This is a genomic window from Musicola paradisiaca NCPPB 2511, from assembly GCF_000400505.1.
Lineage (GTDB): Bacteria > Pseudomonadota > Gammaproteobacteria > Enterobacterales > Enterobacteriaceae > Musicola > Musicola paradisiaca.
Genome location: NZ_CM001857.1, coordinates 616,185 through 637,801 on the forward strand (window position 1 = coordinate 616,185; position 21,617 = coordinate 637,801).

General features: G+C 52.1%; 17 protein-coding genes and 1 other annotated feature. Of the genes, 11 read left to right on the plus strand and 6 right to left on the minus strand.

What is annotated here, in order from left to right; translation table 11 throughout:
* Window positions 1-65 precede the first annotated feature (65 nt).
* Together serA and DPA2511_RS02915 are read left to right on the plus strand one after the other, a co-directional pair.
* Entirely contained in the window at window positions 66-1,298 is a 1,233-nt protein-coding gene (serA, locus tag DPA2511_RS02910; protein ID WP_012764191.1) for a phosphoglycerate dehydrogenase, read from the plus strand.
* A 532-nt stretch (window positions 1,299-1,830) separates the two neighbouring features.
* A complete protein-coding gene (locus DPA2511_RS02915; protein WP_012764192.1) occupies window positions 1,831-3,543 on the plus strand; it encodes a methyl-accepting chemotaxis protein in 1,713 nt (570 codons plus the stop codon).
* A 171-nt stretch (window positions 3,544-3,714) separates the two neighbouring features.
* Here the strand turns inward: DPA2511_RS02915 and ettA are convergent, their stop codons facing one another.
* Window positions 3,715-5,379: an energy-dependent translational throttle protein EttA gene (gene ettA / locus DPA2511_RS02920; RefSeq protein WP_023638129.1), complete on the minus strand. Its 1,665-nt coding sequence runs from the start codon at window positions 5,377-5,379 to the stop codon at window positions 3,715-3,717.
* Between the two features lie 434 nt (window positions 5,380-5,813).
* Here ettA and sltY point away from each other — a divergent pair, with 434 nt between their 5' ends.
* Both sltY and trpR read left to right on the plus strand, forming a co-directional pair.
* Window positions 5,814-7,745, plus strand: coding sequence for a murein transglycosylase (gene sltY / locus DPA2511_RS02930; RefSeq protein WP_012764194.1), 1,932 nt, complete (start codon window positions 5,814-5,816; stop codon window positions 7,743-7,745).
* A 156-nt stretch (window positions 7,746-7,901) separates the two neighbouring features.
* Window positions 7,902-8,234 (plus strand): trp operon repressor, encoded by a 333-nt coding sequence (gene trpR / locus DPA2511_RS02935; RefSeq protein ID WP_012764195.1) that lies wholly within the window; start codon window positions 7,902-7,904, stop codon window positions 8,232-8,234.
* Between the two features lie 12 nt (window positions 8,235-8,246).
* Here trpR and yjjX read toward each other — a convergent pair whose 3' ends face one another.
* Complete coding sequence (yjjX, locus tag DPA2511_RS02940; RefSeq protein ID WP_012764196.1) at window positions 8,247-8,786, minus strand: inosine/xanthosine triphosphatase; 540 nt, start codon at window positions 8,784-8,786, stop codon at window positions 8,247-8,249.
* A 51-nt stretch (window positions 8,787-8,837) separates the two neighbouring features.
* Here yjjX and gpmB point away from each other — a divergent pair, with 51 nt between their 5' ends.
* Complete coding sequence (gpmB, locus tag DPA2511_RS02945) at window positions 8,838-9,488, plus strand: 2,3-diphosphoglycerate-dependent phosphoglycerate mutase GpmB (RefSeq protein ID WP_012764197.1); 651 nt, start codon at window positions 8,838-8,840, stop codon at window positions 9,486-9,488.
* Here gpmB and robA read toward each other — a convergent pair.
* Window positions 9,485-10,366, minus strand: a complete 882-nt coding sequence (gene robA / locus DPA2511_RS02950; protein ID WP_012764198.1) for an MDR efflux pump AcrAB transcriptional activator RobA — start codon at window positions 10,364-10,366, stop codon at window positions 9,485-9,487. The two genes, gpmB and robA, sit on opposite strands and share 4 nt — an antisense overlap.
* A 202-nt stretch (window positions 10,367-10,568) precedes the next feature.
* Here robA and creA point away from each other — a divergent pair, with 202 nt between their 5' ends.
* On the plus strand, window positions 10,569-11,054 hold the full coding sequence (gene creA / locus DPA2511_RS02955; RefSeq protein ID WP_012764199.1) for a protein CreA: 486 nt from the start codon (window positions 10,569-10,571) through the stop codon (window positions 11,052-11,054).
* A gap of 58 nt (window positions 11,055-11,112) precedes the next feature.
* On the opposite strand, the gene arcA is transcribed toward creA, so the two are convergent.
* Window positions 11,113-11,829 carry a two-component system response regulator ArcA gene (arcA, locus tag DPA2511_RS02960; protein ID WP_012764200.1) on the minus strand — a complete coding sequence of 239 codons (717 nt, stop codon included), beginning with the start codon at window positions 11,827-11,829 and terminating at the stop codon, window positions 11,113-11,115.
* Window positions 11,830-12,441: 612 nt separating this feature from the next.
* On the opposite strand from arcA, the gene DPA2511_RS02965 reads away from it, so the two are divergent.
* The 4 genes from DPA2511_RS02965 (at window position 12,442) to thrC (ending at window position 18,249) form a co-directional block, all read left to right on the plus strand.
* The gene (locus tag DPA2511_RS02965) at window positions 12,442-13,140 is read left to right on the plus strand and encodes a tRNA/rRNA methyltransferase (RefSeq protein ID WP_012764201.1); all 699 of its coding nucleotides are present in this window, start codon (window positions 12,442-12,444) and stop codon (window positions 13,138-13,140) included.
* A gap of 202 nt (window positions 13,141-13,342) precedes the next feature.
* Window positions 13,343-13,463 (plus strand) — a sequence feature (Thr leader region).
* Between the two features lie 104 nt (window positions 13,464-13,567).
* On the plus strand, window positions 13,568-16,024 hold the full coding sequence (gene thrA, locus DPA2511_RS02970; RefSeq protein ID WP_012764202.1) for a bifunctional aspartate kinase/homoserine dehydrogenase I: 2,457 nt from the start codon (window positions 13,568-13,570) through the stop codon (window positions 16,022-16,024).
* A gap of 2 nt (window positions 16,025-16,026) precedes the next feature.
* Entirely contained in the window at window positions 16,027-16,956 is a 930-nt protein-coding gene (thrB, locus tag DPA2511_RS02975) for a homoserine kinase (protein WP_012764203.1), read from the plus strand.
* A 3-nt stretch (window positions 16,957-16,959) separates the two neighbouring features.
* On the plus strand, window positions 16,960-18,249 hold the full coding sequence (thrC, locus tag DPA2511_RS02980; RefSeq protein ID WP_012764204.1) for a threonine synthase: 1,290 nt from the start codon (window positions 16,960-16,962) through the stop codon (window positions 18,247-18,249).
* Window positions 18,250-18,413: 164 nt separating this feature from the next.
* Here the strand turns inward: thrC and yaaA are convergent, their stop codons facing one another.
* Window positions 18,414-19,187: a peroxide stress protein YaaA gene (gene yaaA / locus DPA2511_RS02985; RefSeq protein WP_012764205.1), complete on the minus strand. Its 774-nt coding sequence runs from the start codon at window positions 19,185-19,187 to the stop codon at window positions 18,414-18,416.
* A 302-nt stretch (window positions 19,188-19,489) separates the two neighbouring features.
* On the opposite strand from yaaA, the gene tal reads away from it, so the two are divergent.
* Complete coding sequence (gene tal / locus DPA2511_RS02995; protein ID WP_012764206.1) at window positions 19,490-20,443, plus strand: transaldolase; 954 nt, start codon at window positions 19,490-19,492, stop codon at window positions 20,441-20,443.
* Between the two features lie 25 nt (window positions 20,444-20,468).
* Here tal and DPA2511_RS03000 read toward each other — a convergent pair whose 3' ends face one another.
* Entirely contained in the window at window positions 20,469-21,605 is a 1,137-nt protein-coding gene (locus DPA2511_RS03000; protein WP_012764207.1) for a GGDEF domain-containing protein, read from the minus strand.
* Window positions 21,606-21,617 lie beyond the last annotated feature (12 nt).

Sequence of the window (21,617 nt, forward strand, 5' to 3'; positions counted from 1 at the left end):
TTGTTATGTTTGCTGAGGTCGGTTTGTAGACCGTCGCATCTGAAGTCTGAAAATAAGGTCGGGAAATGGCAAAGGTATCACTGGAAAAAGACAAGATTAAGTTTCTGTTGTTGGAAGGCGTACATCAGAGTGCGGTTGAGAATCTTCGCGCTGCGGGGTACACCAACATTGAATACCATAAAGGCGCACTGGATCCTGAGTCATTAAAAGCCTCAATCCGCGATGCGCATTTTGTAGGCATTCGCTCACGTACTCATCTGACGGAAGAGATTTTTGCCGCGGCGGAAAAGCTGGTGGCCGTCGGGTGTTTCTGCATCGGTACTAATCAAGTGGAACTGCCTGCTGCGACCAAACGCGGTATTCCAGTGTTTAACGCGCCTTTTTCCAACACTCGTTCTGTCGCTGAAATGGTGATCGGCGAATTGTTGCTGATGTTGCGCGGCATTCCTTCCGCTAATGCTAATGCGCATCGCGGTATCTGGCACAAGCAGGCGGTCGGCTGTTATGAGGCTCGCGGCAAGAAGCTGGGCATCATCGGTTATGGTCACATCGGCACTCAGCTTGGCATTTTGGCCGAAGGGCTGGGGATGCATGTGTACTTCTATGATATTGAAAGCAAGCTACCATTGGGTAATGCTCAACAGGTGCGCCATCTGTCTGATCTGCTGAACATGAGCGATGTGGTCAGCTTGCATGTACCGGAGACGGACAGCACCCAAAATATGATCAATGCGGATGCGTTAGCGCTGATGAAGCCCGGTTCGATTCTGATCAATGCGTCGCGCGGTACTGTGGTGGATATTCCCGCCCTGTGCGAGGTGCTGCGCAGTAAGCATCTTTCTGGCGCAGCCATTGATGTATTCCCGACAGAGCCTGCTACTAACAGCGATCCTTTTGTTTCCCCGCTGGGCGAATTCGATAACGTCTTACTGACTCCGCATATTGGCGGTTCAACACAGGAAGCGCAGGAAAATATTGGGGATGAAGTCGCTGGCAAATTGGCGAAATATTCCGATAACGGTTCTACGCTTTCAGCGGTCAATTTTCCTGAAGTTTCTTTGCCGGCCCACGGTGAACGCGCCAGCCGTCTGTTGCACATCCATGAAAACCGTCCAGGCGTCATGACGCAGATTAACAATATCTTTGCCGCTCAGGGCATCAATATTGCCGCACAGTATCTGCAGACCAGCGCTGAAATCGGTTATGTGGTGATCGACGTGGAAACCGACGGTGCGGATACAGCATTGCAGCTAATGAAGGCTATTCCGGGCACGATCCGCGCTCGCCTGCTTTATTGATCCACCCCACTTTGCCATTTTGAAAAAATCCAGTCGCCGCTAGCGGGGCTGGATTTTTTAATTATCCCTATCAACTTGTCATCGGAAACGACGCGCTGTTTGCAAGCGAGACGTTATACCGTCTGGTGTTTTTCTCTCCCCACATGTTATTCGCACTACCCGGCGAAAATACCAATTTGATCTACTTCACAGATATAAGACCTTTTAAATGCGTTAAAGACGAACTTTATGGTGGCGTATTATCGATTATCTGGACAGTAAGTGAATTGTTATATGTTCTCGGTATTTACCGTACATCTTTGGGATCTTGAGTAATACCTTTTCTTATCTGAATAGAATTTTGTTATATTAAAAAAGAAACATCGTTTCATTTTAATGATGTCCAGCTCTTGTATCCGACGCATGTGATTTTTTCATTTATTAGCATGGGTTCTGGTTAGGCAATCTGACTAGATATGATGCTGTAAGTCTTTGTATTTTATTATGGCGTAGGATACGAATAGTATCTTTAGCGTTAAAGCGAGAAATCGGAATGGCAGAACAAAAAAGAAAAATTTCTTCGGTAAACAATGTTCGTCTGGTGACGTTTTTCATTACGTTGTTGACGATCATTCTGTTGTTGTTTGCACTTTCTATCGGCACCGCGAGCTACTTTTTGAAACAGAGTAACGATGCGTTAGATATGGCTAATCAGGCATCGGATACGCGCTCGGGAATTAGCAGCAGTATGGATCAACTGCGTGTCGCTCGTCAGTTGCTGGTTCAGGCGGTAGCTGCGTCGCGAATTGGTGATAAAGATTCATATAATCAGTCATTTAAAGAAGCTAACGATCGAATCAATAGTTCCAAAAAACGGTTCGACGAATATATGGCCCGTGTCGATCAGTCTTCGGAAGAAAAGGCGCTAGATAGCGAATTGACGGCCAGTTACAACGCTTACCGTAATAACGTACTGTTGCCTATGGTGGAGATGGTGCGCGGTGGTGAGTTCGAGAGCGTTATCGAGCTAGAGACAACATTAGCGCGGCAGTTGGACAATAACTATGCGCTTCCTGTTCGTAAGGAGGTGAAGTATCTGAGCGAGTATGCGAGCCGGATCAATACCGAGGCGGAAAGAAAGTCCAATCTGGGATACACCCTGATGGGAACGGCATTTGTGTTGTCGATCGTGTTAGCTGTGCTCAGCTATTTTATCATTCGCAGAGCAGTCCTGATGCCGGTGGATATTCTGATTGCTCGCATTCAGAACATTGCCGGGGGGGATTTGACTCAGCCGCCTGTCGATTTGGGACGTAATGAAATAGGCATTCTTGGTAAGAATCTTCAACAGATGCAGGATTCGCTGACGAATACCGTTTCAATCGTGCGTGATGGTGCTGATTCTATTTATCAGGGCGCGTCCGAGATTAGTGTGGGTAACGTCGATCTGTCTTCTCGTACTGAACAGCAAGCGGCGGCTCTTGAGCAGACGGCTGCCAGCATGGAAGAGTTGACTTCTACCGTGAAACAGAACTCCGACAACGCCAGTCACGCCAGTCAACTGGCCCGTAATGCTTCCACCAAAGCAGAGCAGGGCGGCAATATTGTGAAGGAAGTCGTTACCACCATGAGCAATATTTCTGCCAGCTCCAGAAAAATTTCAGAAATTACCAGTGTTATCAATAGTATTGCATTCCAAACCAATATTCTGGCGTTGAATGCAGCTGTTGAGGCGGCGCGGGCAGGCGAACAAGGGCGTGGTTTTGCCGTCGTGGCCGGTGAGGTACGAAACCTGGCTCAGCGAAGCGCTCAGGCAGCGAAAGAAATAGAGTCCCTTATTGGTGAGTCGGGACGTTTGGTTGATTCCGGCTCGGAGCTGGTAAGTCGGGCGGGCGCAACGATGGATGAGATCGTGAATGCTGTCGTCAGCGTGACGGATATTATGGGGGAAATCGCATCCGCCTCCGATGAGCAACGCCGCGGCATTGAGCAGGTCAATCAGGCGGTTGTCGAAATGGAGGGATCAACCCAGCAAAATGCGGCCCTGGTACAAGAGGCTTCCTCTGCTGCTGCATCTTTGGAGTCTCAGGCAGAGCGGCTGACTCAGGCTGTCTCTGTATTCAAACTGCGTTCTTATACTGACAAAGCCCCCCTCGCTGTCGTGGCACCACGTCAAAATCAGCCGCTGGTGCCGGCAACGGCGACCGCAGCGATAGGCAATGGGAAGAAAAAGCCTGGCGACGATCAGAACTGGACGGTTTTTTAACGTTGATGCGAAAGACTATCTGTCAGAGACCTCTCAATTATTTAGCGTGAAGAATCAATGCAATAAAGAAACGGCTTCCCGTCTGGGAAGCCGTTATATTCTGAACAGAGTGGACGCCGCTCTTCTAGCTAGATAATGCAATGCGGCTTTAAACGTGGGCAATCAGACGACTCAGGCCATCCTCTTGTATTTGATACGGTGAGGTTCTAATGCCTCCGCACCCAAAGTACGCTTTTTATATTCTTCATATTCTGTGAAGTTGCCTTCAAAGAACTCCACTCTGCCTTCATCCTGATAATCGATGATGTGTGTGGCGATTCGATCCAGGAACCAGCGGTCATGGGAGATGACCATCGCACAGCCAGGGAATTCCAGCAGGGCGTTTTCCAGCGCTCGCAATGTTTCGATATCCAGGTCGTTAGTCGGTTCGTCGAGCAGCAACATGTTGCCGCCAACCTGCAGCAGTTTCGCCAGATGTACGCGACCGCGTTCACCGCCTGAAAGCTCGCCGATACGCTTACCTTGATCCACACCTTTAAAGTTGAACCGACCGACATAAGCCCGGCTCGGGATTTCAAAGTTGCCGATCCGCATGATGTCTTGCCCGCCTGACACCTCTTCCCACACGGTTTTGTTGTTGTCCATACTGTCGCGGAACTGATCAACCGAAGCCAACTGGACAGTGTCGCCGAGTGTCATCGTGCCGGCGTCCGGTTGTTCCTGACCGGACAACAGACGGAACAGGGTGGATTTACCCGCACCGTTAGGGCCGATGATACCGACGATGGCGCCTTTCGGGATGTTGAACGACAGGTTATCGATCAGCACCCGGTCGCCGTAGGATTTAGTCAGTGCCGCCACTTCCAGCACCTTATCGCCCAAGCGGGGACCGGGTGGAATGAACAATTCACTGGTTTCATTGCGTTTTTGATATTCGACGTTGTTGAGTTCATCAAAGCGTGCAAGACGGGCCTTGCCTTTGGCCTGACGCCCTTTCGGATTCTGGCGAACCCACTCCAGTTCTTTTTCGATGGACTTGCGGCGAGCTGCCTCAGACGCGGCCTCCTGCGCCAGACGCTGATCCTTCTGCTCCAGCCAGGATGAATAGTTACCTTCCCAGGGAATGCCTTCGCCGCGATCCAGCTCAAGAATCCAACCGGCGACGTTGTCGAGGAAATAGCGGTCATGGGTGATGGCCACGACGGTTCCTTCGTAATCGTGCAGGAAGCGTTCCAGCCAGGCGACGGATTCGGCATCCAGATGGTTGGTCGGTTCGTCTAGCAGCAGCATATCCGGTTTTTCCAGCAGCAGACGGCAGATAGCGACACGACGGCGTTCACCACCAGACAGGTGGGCGATTTTTGCATCCCATGGGGGCAAACGCAGTGCATCTGCGGCACGCTCAAGTTGGTTATCCAGATTATGCCCATCATGGGCCTGGATGATGGCTTCTAATTCACCCTGTTCTTTGGCCAGTTTGTCAAAATCTGCTTCCGGATCCGCATAGGCCGCATAGACTTCATCCAAACGAGTCAGCGCATTTTTTACTTCTGAAACGGCTTCTTCTATGGTTTCCCGAACAGTCTGTTCCAGATTCAGTTGCGGTTCCTGGGGCAGGTAGCCGATTTTGATGCCCGGCTGCGGGCGGGCCTCGCCTTCGATGTCTTTATCGATGCCGGCCATAATGCGCAGCAAAGTGGATTTACCTGCGCCATTAAGGCCCAAAACGCCGATTTTGGCGCCTGGAAAGAAACTAAGGGAGATATTTTTCAGAATATGACGCTTCGGTGGTACGACTTTACCGACGCGATGCATAGTGTAAACGTATTGAGCCACGTTGCTCTGAGCCTCTTTCTGTCTGTCCGGTTTAGCGTTATGCCATAAAAGCATGGCGCATGTGGGGCATGAGCCTTGGGAGTTGGACTCCTTCGGTCAAAAGTATTTTCTGTTGACGGAGTTTAGCTGTTTTCAACGTTCAATCCCAGCCGTACTGCGGTAGTGATGCCTGCTTTGCGGGGGAGGTTCCTTCAGGCTGCAAGATGTGGCCGGGATGTTGATCAACATTGCGAGCGAGTTCCGGAATCGCACCCAAAAGACATCTTTTTTCTCTGCATCGGCAGAGGTTCAGCGTATCGTTGCCAACCAGTCTGTGACACACTTGTTCGGTATGAAAACGCTCGCCATGGTCACAAGAGCGCTTGTCGTGAGTGTGGGTGCTTACGTTCAGCGGTGGTATGCAGAAGCGGTAACGAATTGAGGTTGGGGCTGTCATGTTCAAAGTAGGATATTGGCGTTATATCGTTGCAGGGGTGTGTCTGGTCGGCGCGTCATGTCAGGTTTTTGCTGATTCTCTGGATGAGCAGCGTCAGCGCTATCAACAGATCAAACTTGCGTGGGATAGTAATCAACTGGATGTGGTGTCTCAATTGATGCCAACGCTGCGAGATTACCCGCTTTATCCTTATCTTGAGTATCGGGCTTTGACTCAGGATGTTTCCCTACTCAGCACTGTGCAGGTTAAACAGTTTATTGCTACGCATCCGACCCTGCCTGCCGTTCGAACACTGAATAACAATTTTATCAATGAGCTGGCGCGGCGTCAGGATTGGAGCGGGTTGTTGTCGTTCAGCCCCGAGCAACCTAAACCAGTTGCTGCGCGCTGTAATTATTTGTATGCGCGTCTGATGGTGAACCAGCCCCAGGGCATTTGGGATCAAACCCGAGATATCTGGTTAACCGGTCGTTCCTTGCCTCCTTCCTGCGACAAGCTGTTTACGGCCTGGCAGCAGAGTGGCGGAATGACATCGATGATGGTTCTTGAGCGTATGCGTTTGGCCATGGGGGAAGGCAATAGCGGTTTGGTGAGCCATCTGGCGAGACAGCTTCCCCCTGATTACAAAACGATTACCGATGCTCTGTTGAGACTGCAAAATACGTCGACCAAGACGGTGGAGCGTTTTGCCCGCTCTGTTGGCCCGACAGATTTCACCCGTAAAGCCTTATTGGCCGCATTTAGCCGTATCGCCAGACAAGATCCGGATAGCGCCCGTTCGTTGTTGCCCCAGTTGGTGAGATTGCAGCGGTTCGGCAGCCAGGATCGACAGACAATGGATGAGGATGTGGCATGGCGTTTTATGGGGACTGACGTTTCGGATGAGCAGGCTCGGTGGCGTGATGTCGTTATCGCAAAGAGCAAGTCAGCGCCATTAATCGAACGGCGGGTGCGTCTTGCATTGGGGCAAGACGATCATCAGGGATTGTCGCAATGGTTGACCCGTTTGCCTGCCGAGGTATTACAGAAAGACGAGTGGCGCTACTGGCGAGCGGTGCTGCTTATTGAGCAGGGACAGCGTGAGGATGGCGAAAATCAACTGCGGGATTTGATGAAGCAGCGTGGTTTTTATCCGATGGCGGCTGCACAGCGGTTGAATTTGAACTATCCGTTGACAACGGTTATTTCGGCCAGACCCGATCGCTCCATCGGGCAATTGCCGGAGATTGCCCGGATACGCGAATTGATGTACTGGCGGCTGGAAAGTCTGGCTCGTTCTGAATGGGCGGGATTAGTCGCCAGCCGCGATCGCCCCCAACAGGAAGCGTTGGCAAGATTTGCGTTTGAACAACGTTGGTATGATTTAAGCGTGCAGGCGACGATAGTTGCTAAGCTCTGGGATAACCTTGAAGAGCGTTTCCCTTTAGCGTGGAATGACGAGTTTCGCCAGGCGACGCAAGGTAAAGGGATCAGTCAAAGTTATGCCATGGCCATCGCCCGGCAGGAAAGCGCCTGGAATCCGCAGGCTCGCTCTAGTGTGGGTGCTGCTGGTTTAATGCAACTGATGCCGGCTACAGCACAACATACGGCGCAAATGTTTAATGTCACTAGTTACAGCGACAGTAGTCAATTACTCGACCCTCAAATGAACATCCAGTTGGGCTCCAGCTATCTTGAATATGTTTATCAGTCATTCGGGCAAAACCGTATTCTGGCTTCTGCTGCCTATAATGCCGGGCCTTCGCGGGTAAGTACCTGGTTGAAGAATAGTGAGGGCCGCATAGACGCGGTGGCGTTTGTTGAAAGTATTCCGTTTTCGGAAACGCGCGGATATGTCAAGAATGTGCTGGCCTATGACGTTTTTTACCGCAATCTGTTGAGCCGTCCCACCCAATTAATGACCGACAGTGAGTGGCGTCGACGCTATTAAACCGATCTTGCTCCTCAAGCGCCACCTGAAGAATGACGGTTATGAACAGTGATGCCATGTACGCGCGGTAACGCCGGGAAGAAACCCGGCGTACTTCTTTTTGTAGTAGAGCTTATGTTATTCTTTTGTACTAGTTAATTAGTATGGCGCGTGGTTATGACACCCTATTTCTTCAATGACGCTGCACCAACCGAACAGGATGATGAATATTGGCGTCAGTTTGTACGGTTGTTGCGGCAGGCCGTCATCCAGGACATGGATGAACCTTTGCTTCAGCTACTGCTGACGCCGGATGAAAAGACGGCGTTGGGTACGCGGGTTCGCATTGTTCAGGAATTGATGAGAGGAACGTTGAGTCAGCGGGAGCTCAAGAATGAACTGGGAACCGGTATTGCAACCATTACCCGAGGTTCCAACAGTTTGAAAACTGCGCCTGTTGCCTTGAAGTCATGGTTGGAGGCGCAGCTTCTGCCGAAAAATGACGCATAAGAGTATGAACATTTATGCCTGAGATGTGCCGGCGGGACGTTGATAAAGCGGATTGTGAAACGGAACCAGCGCAAGAAGTAATGCTTGATAGTAAACGCTGGTTCTGGTGAGTTTGCCGTCAGTAAATACGCCAATCGCCCCGCCTTGATGCTTTATATCCTGAATGCCAGTCAGACGCGCCATTTCATCTCCCAGTTCGCGGCCTTCTCGTATGCCCTGCAGAATGCTTTCCGGCAGCACCAGACTAGCTGAGCGGGATTCTCCCCGGATGGTCGCATTTTCGATAACCATCCAGGCGAAGGTCATCCCTTCTTCAATACCGGCTTCCACGCCAACCCAAAAATCAGCTTCGGGCCTTACCTGACGTGCTCTCATCACGCGATTGCGGGCCCCGGTTCGTGTTTCAATAGAGCCTTGTGGCTGACTGGATACGCCACTATCGACATTGACTCCCTCAATACGGCAATTATCTGCACCAAAAACATCGGCAAATGCTAAAGTGATGGCGTTAATTTTTGCCGGGTTAGTGGTAGCAGCTACAACGTAAAACATAGAGTTTCCTTACTTTGTAGTTAATTTGATGCAGTATAACGGAAAACAATCATGTTACAGGTATATCTTGTTCGTCATGGCGAGACTGAGTGGAATGTCGCCAGACGTATCCAGGGGCAATCAGACAGCATGTTGACGCAGGCTGGCGAACATCAGGCGTATCTGGTTGCGGCGCGTGTCCGACAGCTGGGAATTACCCACATTTTTACCAGTGACCTGGGGCGAACCCGTCAAACTGCAGATATTATCGCTGCCGCCTGTGCCGAGTGCCCCGTCATCCTTGAACCCGACCTCAGAGAGCTGAATATGGGCGTGCTTGAGGAGCGAATGATCGATTCCCTTAGCTTGGAAGAGGAAGGATGGCGCAAACAGCTGATTGACGGTACGGAAGGCGGAAGAATTCCTAACGGTGAGTCTATGTCTGAGCTGGCGGTACGCATGAATCGAGTATTGTATAGATGTCTCGATTTGCCTCAGGGAAGTCGCCCTTTGTTGGTCAGTCATGGTATTGCTCTGGGATGTCTGCTCAGTACGTTGCTGGGATTGCCCGCGTGGGCCGAACGTCGTTTACGGCTGCGCAATTGTTCATTGTCCCGTATCGATTACCAGCAGAGCCCTTGGCTGGCTCCCGGATGGGTAGTGGAAACAGCCGGAGATGTTGCTCATCTTGATGCTCCGGCTTTGGATGAACTGCAGCGTTAACGGCAGATTGGAATTAGGAACTCGCAACGAATGAGTTTGGGCGGTTCGCGAAGCGTGTCCGGAGTGAGCGTGCGTTCCTCTGGGTAGAAGCGTTCGATGCTGAATCCTTTACGACAGATCAGTTTGTAGGTCGGCAGGCAGGTATCGAACAGACTGATGATGAACTCCTGTAAATTGTCCTTCGGACCTTCGTACACAAACATGGCGTATTCGCTTGCGGGCAGTGTAATTGACTTTCCGGGATGTATACCATCTGGCACGTGATGAGGCTCCAGTGCCGTAGTGTAAAGAACTTCCTGCTCGTCGTCTTTGTCCCGGCTGGGAAGAACATTGTGTAATCCATACAACACCGGCGGCACTGTTTTAGCGTCCCCCAGATATTGGCGCCAGAAATGGATGCGCATCTCGCTACAGAAAGAAGAAATTTGTTCCAGATTGCAAATATAGCTCTGGGTGACACCGACCAGATGCATTTCAGGCTGAATGATGAACTGGGGTTGCGGTAAATCGAACGCCCCCAGCCGGATCGGCGGGTGGATGCCGATGGTATTCCAGTCTTCAGAACGGCGATAAGAGGCCGGTGTTTGAGAAAACTGTTTTTTGAATGCGCGGGTAAAGGTCTGTTGCGAATCGAATCGGTATTGCAGTGCGATATCGAGAATAGGGCGGCTGGTCAGACACAAAGCGACCGCCGCTTTGGTAAGACGACGCGCACGGATATATGAGCCGATAGCATGACCCGTTACGTCCTTGAACATCCGCTGCAAATGCCATTTCGAGTAGCCAGCTTTGGCCGCTACATTATCCAGCGATAAAGGCTGGTCCAGATGACCCTCCAGCCAGTTAAGCAGGTCTCGTATAATACTGGCTTGATCCATAGAACGTCCTCATAGAACACACTGGGCGTGAAGCGTATAAGACTCGGCATAATAGCAATTTTTTTATCCTGGCTCTTCCCAAGATTTTTGTGCTTTATGAACAAAGAATCTGATTAACATACGTTGTTACAGAAATCCATCTGACAATGCTGTCTAAGCTAGTGAGAGTAAACAACCATTGATGGTACGTGAAGGAAAATTAATGATGAAAAAAAGAATTCTGCTTCTTTCCGTGGGGATGCTGATGGGGATGTCATCTGCCTGGGCGGAGGAGATTGGCTCCGTTGATACAGCGTTCAAGCTGTTGGGGCCGGATCATAAAATTGTGGTGGAAGCGTTTGACGATCCGGATGTGTCCAATGTCACCTGTTATTTGAGCAGGGCCAAGACTGGTGGGATCAAAGGGGGGCTTGGGTTGGCTGAAGATACCTCTGACGCGGCTATCTCTTGTAATCAGGTCGGTCCCATTACTCTGACGGAAAAAGTGGCGAATGCGAGTAAAGGCAAAGGCAGTGTCGTTTTTCAGCAACGGACTTCATTGATATTTAAGAAACTACAGGTTGTCCGTTTTTATGATCAGAAACGCAATACGCTCATTTATCTAACCTACTCTGATCGTCTGGTTGATGGTTCTCCGAAGAATGCATTGAGCACGGTGCCTATTCTGCCGTGGGGCAAGTCGCAGTAAAGCTATAAAAACCGGAGCTCAAGGCTCCGGTTTTTTTATCTGTTTCGTTTTCTAGCGATTAATCTTCCAGCTCACCGCAGAAACGATAACCTTCGCCATGAATGGTGGCGATGATTTCCGGTGTATCGGCGGTTGATTCAAAGTGCTTGCGAATACGGCGGATAGTGACATCGACAGTACGATCGTGAGGCTTTAACTCGCGGCCGGTCATTTTCTTCAATAGCTCCGCGCGAGACTGAATTTTCCCAGGATTCTCGCAAAAATGCAGCATGGCGCGGAATTCGCTGCGCGGCAGCTTATACTGTTCTCCGTTTGGGCTGATGAGAGAGCGGCTGTTGATGTCCAGTTCCCAGCCGTTAAAGCGATAGCTTTCGATTAGACGACGCTCTTCAGGTGCGCTGCCCAAATTCATGGTACGAGACAGCAGGTTGCGGGCGCGGATAGTCAATTCGCGCGGATTGAACGGTTTGGTGATGTAATCATCCGCCCCGATTTCCAAGCCCAGAATTTTATCGACTTCGTTGTCACGGCCGGTCAGGAACATTAACGCCACGCTTGCCTGTTCCCGCAGTTCGCGGGCCAGCAGCAGGCCATTCTTTCCTGGCAGATTGATATCCATAATGACCAGATTGATGTCATGCTCGGACAGAATATGGTGCATTTCAGCACCGTCAGTGGCTTCGTGAACAACATATCCCTCAGCCTCAAAAATACTTTTGAGGGTGTTACGAGTTACCAACTCGTCTTCAACAATGAGAATGTGCGGGGTCTGCATGTTTGCTACCTAAAATTGCCAACTTAAAATAGAGATTCGAAAGTACAGAAGTCCTGGTTCTCGCGGGTGCCCCGGAGATGCATGTTCACCGTTCTTTTCACCAACTGACTAAAGTACGTAAATACGGCTGATACACTGGCTGGTGCCTGAAAAATTATCTGATAACAGACACTGGGCGGGTTTTTCAAATGAACCCATTGTGCCGGACAGTTTAACCTTATTAACAGCGACATAACAGTGAACACTGATTTTCCCGGCGGGCAAATCTACGGTTACGTTGACATATGTCAAATTTGATTGTAGCACGTTAACAATTTTGTGGAAGACGCGCATCATTCATTGCGCGGCACCATCGTGTAATCCATGTCATTTTGTGCAAGCTATAGCAAATAATGATTGCTGAACCGTTTCCCGTCTGAGTTTACTTCTGCATTGTCCTTTATTGGCGACATATCGTCCGTTAGGTGTGGGCATCGCGTATAACGCAGACGAGTGACGACGTCGGGCAATGGCTGCAGTGTGGTGATTTATTTGTTAATTTGCAGCGCGTTCGATTTTTACGGGCGGCAATGTCCGATATAGAGGCCGGAATAAATACGGCCGGGAGGAAGTATGCAGTTCTCTATTATTCTGGTGGCACCAGCCCGAGCCGAAAATGTGGGCGCGGCTGCCCGCGCGATGAAGACCATGGGTTTTGAGTGTTTGCGTATAGTGGACAGTCAGGCGCATCGGGAGCCTGCCGCACGTTGGGTGGCTCATGGCTCCAGCGATATTCTGGAGCGGGCGCAGACGTTCTCATCGCTGGCCGATGCCTTGGTGGATGTGGATTTTACCGTTGCAACGACGGCGCGCAGCCGGGCCCGTTTTCATTACTACTCCTCACCGGAACAAGTGCTGGGTGTCATAAGAGAAAAGCAGCAATGGGTGAAATCCGTCGCATTGGTGTTCGGACGAGAAGACTCCGGTTTGACGAATGAGGAACTGGCTCTGGCGGACATTCTGACCGGCGTTCCCATGGCGGCGGATTATCCTTCTCTGAATCTGGGGCAGGCTGTTATGGTTTATTGTTATCAGCTCTCATCGCTGATGCAGGTGACGGCCGGGGCGGCGCCAGCCGCCGATTCGGGACAACTGTCCGCTTTGCGACAGCGCGTTGAGCGGTTGTTGGGCCGTATTGATGTTGAGCGGGATGAGAAGCTGCATGATTGGTTACGGCAGCGTTTAGGGTTGCTGGAACAGCGTGATACCGCGATGCTTCATAGGCTTCTGCACGACGTGGAAAAAGCGTTATCCATAGAAAATAAGGTGTAATGCTTTTTTCATGGATGAACATAATTAAATGTTATTTTTCGTACCGCATCATCCGGCATTTTTTTGCCCATGTAGTTTTTTCATCCGCTAGCAAAGTGGGTTAAAAAAGAGATAAGCAAAGAAATCCGTTGACTTAGCGGGGCGATTGCCCTAACTAATAGGCCTGTTAATTTTCTCAAACGAGAACGTAATGCGATGAGTTCAATCAGCCTGGTCACTACCACCATTATTATTACCACCGGCACAATGTGTAACGGTGCGGGCTGACGCATACAGAAGAATCCAGAAAAAGCCCGCACTTGCAAAGTGCGGGTTTTTTTTTGCAGGTAAAAAATTCGCTGTTCGGCGCCCCTTTCGGGCCACAGCAAGCGGTATGCAAAAGCGCTTCGGTGTTTTTGTAAGCTGAAATTTAGGAGAACAGATCAAAATGCGAGTGTTGAAATTTGGCGGGACTTCGGTGGCAAACGCAGAGCGGTTCGCGCGTGTTGCCGACATTATTGAAAGCAATGCGCGTCAGGGACAGGTTGCTACCGTACTGTCGGCTCCGGCGAAAATCACCAACCACTTAGTGGCGATGATCGAAAAAACCGTGGCGGGGCAGGATATTCAGCCAAATATCAGCGATGCAGAAGCGATCTTTGCCGACTTACTGGCAGGGCTGGCCGAATCCCAACCGGGGTTCGCTTTCGATCGTCTCAACGCGCGTGTCGATGAGGAATTCGCCCAGCTCAAGCAGGTATTGCATGGTATTTCGCTGCTGGGGCAGTGCCCGGACAGCGTCAATGCATCCATCATCTGCCGTGGGGAAAAACTGTCCATCGCTATCATGGAGGCGGTGTTTCAGGCGCGCGGCTATCAGGTATCCGTCATTGATCCAGTCAAACGACTGCTGGCGCAAGGGCATTATCTGGAGTCGACAGTTGATATCGCGGAATCCACGCGCCGCATTGTCGAACAAGGCATCCCAGCGGATCACGTAATTCTGATGGCGGGTTTTACCGCTGGTAATGAGAAGGGCGAGTTGGTGGTACTGGGCCGTAACGGTTCTGACTATTCAGCCGCGGTATTGGCTGCCTGCCTGCGGGCGGATTGCTGCGAAATCTGGACGGATGTGGACGGCGTTTATACCTGTGATCCACGCCAGGTTCCGGATGCCCGACTGCTCAAGTCGATGTCCTATCAGGAGGCCATGGAGCTCTCCTATTTCGGCGCTAAGGTTCTCCATCCTCGCACCATCGCCCCTATTGCCCAGTTCCAGATTCCCTGCCTTATCAAAAACACCGAAAACCCCCAGGCTCCCGGCACATTGATTGGTCTTGAAAGCAACGATACCCAGTATCCGGTCAAAGGCATCACCAATCTCAATAACATGGCGATGATCAACGTCTCCGGGCCGGGGATGAAGGGCATGGTGGGAATGGCCGCGCGGGTCTTTGCCGCCATGTCGCGCGCAGGTATTTCCGTCGTACTGATTACCCAGTCTTCTTCTGAATACAGCATCAGCTTCTGTGTCTCTCAGAATGAACTGCCGCGGGCGCGTAAAACGCTGGAAGACGAATTCTATCTGGAACTGAAGGAAGGTGTGCTGGAGCCTTTGGATGTGATTCAGCGGCTGGCGATTATCTCCGTCGTCGGCGATGGCATGCGCACGTTGCGCGGCCTGTCCGCTCGCCTGTTCACCGCGCTTGCCAGCGCCAATATCAACATCGTGGCGATTGCCCAGGGGTCGTCCGAGCGATCGATTTCCGTGGTGGTAAATAATGATGTCGCGACCACGGGCGTGCGCGTGGCGCACCAAATGCTGTTTAACACCGATCAAGTGCTGGATGTTTTTGTGATTGGTGTCGGTGGGGTTGGCGGTGCGTTACTGGAGCAAATTCAACGCCAGCAGCCGTGGCTGAAGCAGAAACACATCGATGTACGGATCTGTGGGATCGCCAATTCCCGAGCGATGCTGACCAACGTTCACGGTATTTCGATGGAGCGCTGGCGCGAAGAGCTGGCGCGTGCGCGCGAGCCGTTTAACCCGGAAGCCTTGGTGCGGCTGGTGAAAGAGTATCATCTGCTGAACCCGGTCATTATCGACTGTACCTCCAGCCAGGCTGTCGCCGAACAGTACGCGGATTTTCTATCGAACGGTTTCCATGTCGTTACGCCGAACAAGAAGGCGAATACCGGCACTCTGCGCTACTACCATCAGTTGCGCGCCGCCGCTGCCAAGTCCCGTCGTAAATTCTTGTACGACACCAACGTAGGCGCTGGCTTGCCGGTTATTGAGAATCTGCAGAATCTTCTCAACGCTGGTGATGAATTAATCCGTTTTAACGGTATTCTGTCCGGCTCGCTGTCTTTCATTTTCGGCAAACTGGACGAAGGCATGTCGCTGTCGGCCGCAACGCTGCTGGCGAAGGAGAAAGGTTTTACCGAGCCGGATCCGCGCGATGATCTGTCTGGTATGGACGTAGCGCGTAAGTTGTTGATTCTGGCTCGCGAAGCGGGTTATGCGTTGGAACTGCATGATATCCAGGTCGATTCAGTGCTGCCGGAGGATTATGCGTCCGGCGACGTGGCGACGTTTCTGGCGCGTCTGCCGGAGTTGGACGGCGAGTTTGCTCAGCGTGTGGACGCCGCGCGGGCGGAAGGCAAAGTATTGCGTTATGTCGGCGTGATCGAAGAAGGGCGCTGCCGGGTGCAAATCAGCGCCGTCGGCGGCAACGATCCGTTGTTCAAAGTGAAAGACGGTGAGAACGCGCTGGCGTTTTACAGTCGTTATTATCAGCCGTTGCCGTTGGTGTTGCGCGGCTACGGAGCCGGCAATGAGGTGACGGCGGCGGGGGTATTTGCGGATCTGCTGCGCACGCTGTCGTGGAAGGTGGGAGTGTGAGAATGGTGAAAATTTATGCCCCGGCATCCATTGGGAATGTGAGCGTCGGTTTTGATGTGCTGGGGGCGGCGGTCTCGCCGGTCGATGGGACACTGCTTGGCGACTGCGTTTCGGTGGAAGCGGCGGAGCTGTTTAGTCTGCATAACGAAGGCCGTTTTGTCAGCAAGCTGCCGGACGATCCCAAACAGAATATCGTTTACCAATGCTGGGAGCGTTTCTGTCAGGAAATCGGTAAAACGATACCGGTGTCCATCAAGCTGGAAAAGAATATGCCTATCGGCTCTGGCCTGGGTTCCAGCGCCTGTTCGGTGGTGGCGGGGTTGATGGCGATGAATGAATACTGCGGCAAACCGCTGGATGACACTCGTCTGCTGACTTTGATGGGCGAGCTGGAAGGCCGTATTTCCGGCAGCGTGCATTATGACAATGTCGCCCCCTGCTTTCTGGGCGGGATCCAGTTGATGGTGGAGGAACTGGGGATTATCAGCCAGTCCGTGCCAGGTTTTGACAACTGGTTGTGGGTGATGGCGTACCCAGGCATCAAGGTTTCGACGGCCGAAGCGCGGGCGATTTTGCCGGCGCAGTATCGTCGCCAGGATTGCATCAGCCACGGCCGTTATCTGGCCGGTTTCATCCACGCTTGTCACACCGGGCAAGCGGAATTGGCCGCCAGGCTGATGAAGGATGTGATCGCTGAACCCTACCGTACTCGTTTGTTGCCAGGTTTTGCCGAGTCGCGCCGCGCCGCCGAGGAACTGGGCGCACTGGCGTGCGGCATTTCCGGTTCCGGGCCGACGCTATTTTCCGTGTGCGACAACATGGGGGCGGCGGAGCGCGTCGCCGACTGGCTGCGGGCGCACTACCTGCAGAATAATGAAGGTTTTGTTCATATTTGCCGTCTGGATACGACAGGCGCGCGACAAGTGGGATAACGCATGAAACTGTACAATCTGAAAGATCATAACGAACAGGTGAATTTTGCCGAAGCCATCAGAAAAGGGCTCGGCAGCCAGCAGGGCCTGTTTTTCCCTCTGGAGTTGCCGGAATTTGACCTGACGGCGATCGACGAATTGCTGCAGTTGGATTTTGTCACCCGCAGCAGTCGTATTTTGTCGGCGTTTATCGGCGATGAAATGCCGGATGAGACGGTATATCAGCGTGTTAAAGCGGCGTTTCGTTTTCCGGCGCCGGTGGTGCCGGTAAGCGCGGATATCTCCTCGCTGGAGTTGTTCCATGGCCCGACGCTGGCATTCAAAGATTTCGGCGGCCGGTTTATGGCGCAGATGCTGGCGGAAGTGGCGGGCGACGAGCAGATCACCATCCTGACCGCCACGTCTGGCGATACCGGCGCAGCGGTGGCGCATGCGTTTTACGGCCTGGAGAATGTGCGCGTGGTTATCTTGTATCCGCGCGGCAAGATCAGCCCGCTGCAGGAGAAATTGTTCTGTACGCTTGGCGGCAATATTCACACCATTGCCGTCGACAGCGACTTTGATGCCTGCCAGGCGCTGGTCAAACAGGCGTTTGATGACGAAGAACTGAAGCAGACGGTGGGGCTCAACTCGGCCAACTCCATCAATATCAGTCGCCTGTTGGCGCAGATCTGTTATTACTTTGAGGCGGTGGCGCAACTGTCGCAGGACGCGCGCAACCAACTGGTGATTTCGGTGCCCAGCGGTAATTTCGGCGATTTGACCGCCGGTCTGCTGGCGAAATCGCTGGGGCTGCCGGTGAAGCGTTTTATCGCCGCCACCAACGCCAACGACACGGTGCCGCGTTTTCTGCAAAACGGCAGCTGGCAGCCGAATCCGACGGTCGCCACACTCTCCAACGCCATGGACGTTAGCCAACCCAACAACTGGCCGCGGGTAGAAGAACTGTTCCGCCGTAAGAACTGGTCGCTGAAAACGCTGGGCTTTGGCGCAGTCAGCGATGAGGTCACTAAAACCACCATGCGGGAGCTGGATGCGTTGGGATATGTTTCCGAACCGCATGCGGCGATCGCCTACCGCCTGCTGCGCGATCAGCTACAGCCCGGTGAGCATGGCCTGTTCCTGGGGACGGCGCACCCGGCGAAATTCAAGGAAAGCGTGGAAGAGATTCTGGGGAAAGCCCTGCCGTTGCCGCAGGAGCTGGCCACGCGCGCCGATCTGGATTTGCTGTCCCATCACTTTGCGCCTGATTTCGCCCAGTTGCGTCAGTTCCTGATGGCGTTGCCGCGTTAATCGCCGTCTCAAAGCACAGTATCCGCCTCAGCAAAGGAGCCCATTGGGCTCCTTTGTTTTAATAAAATCGAACACACGGAGCAACATAGCTAACGTAGTGCATTGGCATGATCGCTATCAGCGAACGTCATGACTGCTCCGATGCAGGCAGTTTATTGAGGAGGTCAGCGCTCCGAACGTTTGAAAATCAGCTCGTCGGCGGAAGAGTCGCTGGCGGAGAATGTATAACCCTCCAGATCGAAAGACTTGAGTTGTTCCGGTGTGGTGAGCCGGTGTTGAATAATGAAACGGCTCATCAACCCGCGTGCTTTTTTGGCGTAAAAACTGATGACTTTGAATTTGCCGTTTTTCTCATCCAGAAAAACCGGTTTGATCTGGCGGGCCTTGAGTTTCCCTGGCATGACCGATTTGAAGTATTCGTCCGATGCCAGATTGATCAGAATGTCATCTTCTTGCTCTGCCAGCGCCTGGTTCAGTTTCCCGGTGATGGTGTCGCCCCAGAACTGGTACAGGTCATTACCCTTGTCATTTTTCAGCTTGATTCCCATTTCCAGCCGGTACGGTTGCATCAAATCCAGCGGGCGCAGCACGCCGTAAAGCCCAGAGAGAATCCTCAGGTGCTGCTGGGCAAAATCGAAATCCTGTTCGCTGAAGCTATCCGCGTTCAACCCGGTATATACATCGCCTTTGAAGGCCAGAATGGCTTGCCGGGCGTTATCCGGCGTGAATTCCGGTTGCCATTCCTGGAAGCGGACGGCGTTCAACCCGGCAAGCTTGTCGCTGATCCCCATCAATGATGCAATTTCCGCTGGTGTCAGCTGTTTGCAACGTTGAATCAGCCGGGCGGAATGGGCCAGCAGCTCCGGCTGGGTGTGACGTTGTGTGGGCAGCGGGCTGGTGTAATCCAGCGTTTTGGCAGGTGAAATAGTAATAAGCATGGGAATATCCGTTCAGATAGCGATGGGGTTTACTGTAGCAAAATGTGCCCGAAAAAGGGGCGATGATTGCGACAGGCTTGATGAATCAATCGGTGTGTTATTCACCGGTATTGAGGTGTTCGACAAACATGACTTTGAATTAATGTGTTTTTTATTTTATTGATTTTAAATGAGAATTTTTTGTTGTTAATGTTGGGTGTGCGTTATCTACCGGCTTGCGCGGGTTCCCGCGCGTGTTATTATCAGGCTCTGGCGACAGTTCCCTGCCACCAGTTCATGCACAAACAATGAGAAAGGCCAACATGACTGATAAACTGACTTCCCTACGCCAATTAACTACGGTTGTGGCGGATACCGGCGATATCGCGGCGATGAAACTCTACAAACCGCAGGATGCCACCACTAACCCTTCCCTGATCCTGAACGCAGCGCAAATCCCGGAATACCGTGCGCTGATTGATGACGCCGTGGCCTGGGCCCGTGGCCAGAGCAGCAAGCGCGAACAGCAGATTGTCGATGCGACGGACAAACTGGCAGTCAATATCGGTCTGGAAATTCTCAAACTGATCCCAGGACGCATTTCTACCGAAGTAGATGCGCGCCTCTCCTACGATACTGAAGCCAGCGTGGCGAAAGCCAAACATTTGATCAAGTTGTATAACGACGCGGGTATCAGCAACGATCGCATTCTGATCAAGCTGGCTTCTACCTGGCAGGGCATCCGTGCTGCTGAACAGCTGGAAAAAGAAGGCATCAACTGCAACCTGACATTGCTGTTTTCCTTCGCTCAGGCCCGCGCTTGTGCGGAAGCCGGCGTTTTCCTGATTTCTCCGTTCGTTGGCCGTATTCTTGACTGGTACAAAGCCAATGGCGACAAAAAAGAGTTCGCGCCGCAGGATGATCCGGGTGTGATTTCCGTGAGCGAGATCTACACCTATTACAAATCTCACGGCTATGAAACCGTAGTGATGGGCGCAAGCTTCCGTAATTCCGGCGAGATACTGGAGCTGGCAGGTTGCGATCGCCTGACCATCGCCCCCGCGCTGCTGAAAGAGCTGGCGGAAACGGCGGGCGACGTGGCGCGTATGCTGCAGTACAGCGGTGACGTTAAGGCGCGTCCGGCCAGACTGACCGAATCCGAGTTCTACTGGCAGCACAATCAGGATCCGATGGCGGTGGAAAAACTGGCCGAAGGGATTCGCAAGTTCGCCGTTGACCAGGAAAAACTGGAAAAAATGATCGTCGAACTGTTGTAATTACCGTTTCGACGCCGAATAACGGTCAGCCTGCGCTGACCGTTTTTGTTGCTATCGGCGTGACCAGCCCGCTGTCAGAAACGGTACAGTTGCGCGTCCTCTTGGCCATATAAAGGTGGGTATCCGCGCGTCGTATCAATTCATCCAACTCGGTTTCATCATCGGTGGCTACGGTTAACCCGATGCTGACGGAAATGTGCGGGGACAACCATTCACTCTCTTCGCGCAGTTCTATCAGGGCGGTTCTGATCCGTTCGGCAACCCGGCTGGCACTCTCTGCCGGGGTATCCGGCAGCACGATGGCGAACTCGTCGCCGCCAAGACGCCCCAGCACATCCTGACGGCGGCTGTTGTCGCGAATGAGATTGGCGATGACGGTCAGGGTTTTGTCACCATCGGCGTGTCCCTGGGTGTCATTGACTTGTTTGAAGTGGTCGATGTCGATCAGCATGACGCACACCGGCAGATCTTCACGGCGCGAAAGCATCAGCGCCTGATTGGATGCCTGAAAAAAAGCATCGCGGCGCAACAAGCTCGTCAGGTCGTCATAGCGGGCGATGGTAGGTAATTCGATCAGGTATTTTTTGGCTAATAGGGATAGCAGGCTGCCAATAATGGCAATCATCAGGCTGATGAATGCCAGGGTAAACAGTGACGATGAGGACAGGAAAAGATCGTGCCATGAGGGCATGGTGTCCATGATCGTCACCCGGACTCGTGCGCCGATCAGGTCATCGGTGGGCGATAGGATGGGCATGATGGTCGTGACCTGATCTTTATTGGACTTACTTCCTGATACGGGGAGCCGGTTTTCGCAAAGCCGGATAATCGCCATGTCGTTGAGCGAAAGATTCAGTTCCGTCAGGCGAGTAATGCACTCCCGACGAGTGTCGCGTGTGTTAAACGCCAGCACTTTGACATTGATCGACATAGCGCTGCCAACCCTGTAATTACGGTTGCTTTCGCTGAGTTCGCCGTTTGTGCTATAGGATTCATACATCCTGATAATGTTGTCAAAACTGGCTTTTTCGTCCCGCCAATCTTTTTCTCTGGCATTGAGCAGTAACAAGCTGGCGACGACAAGTGCAAATGATCCAAACAGAATAAATGCGGATACCGGATGAGAAAATAATTTCAATAACTGATTCTGAAGGCGACTCATACATTTTCCCAA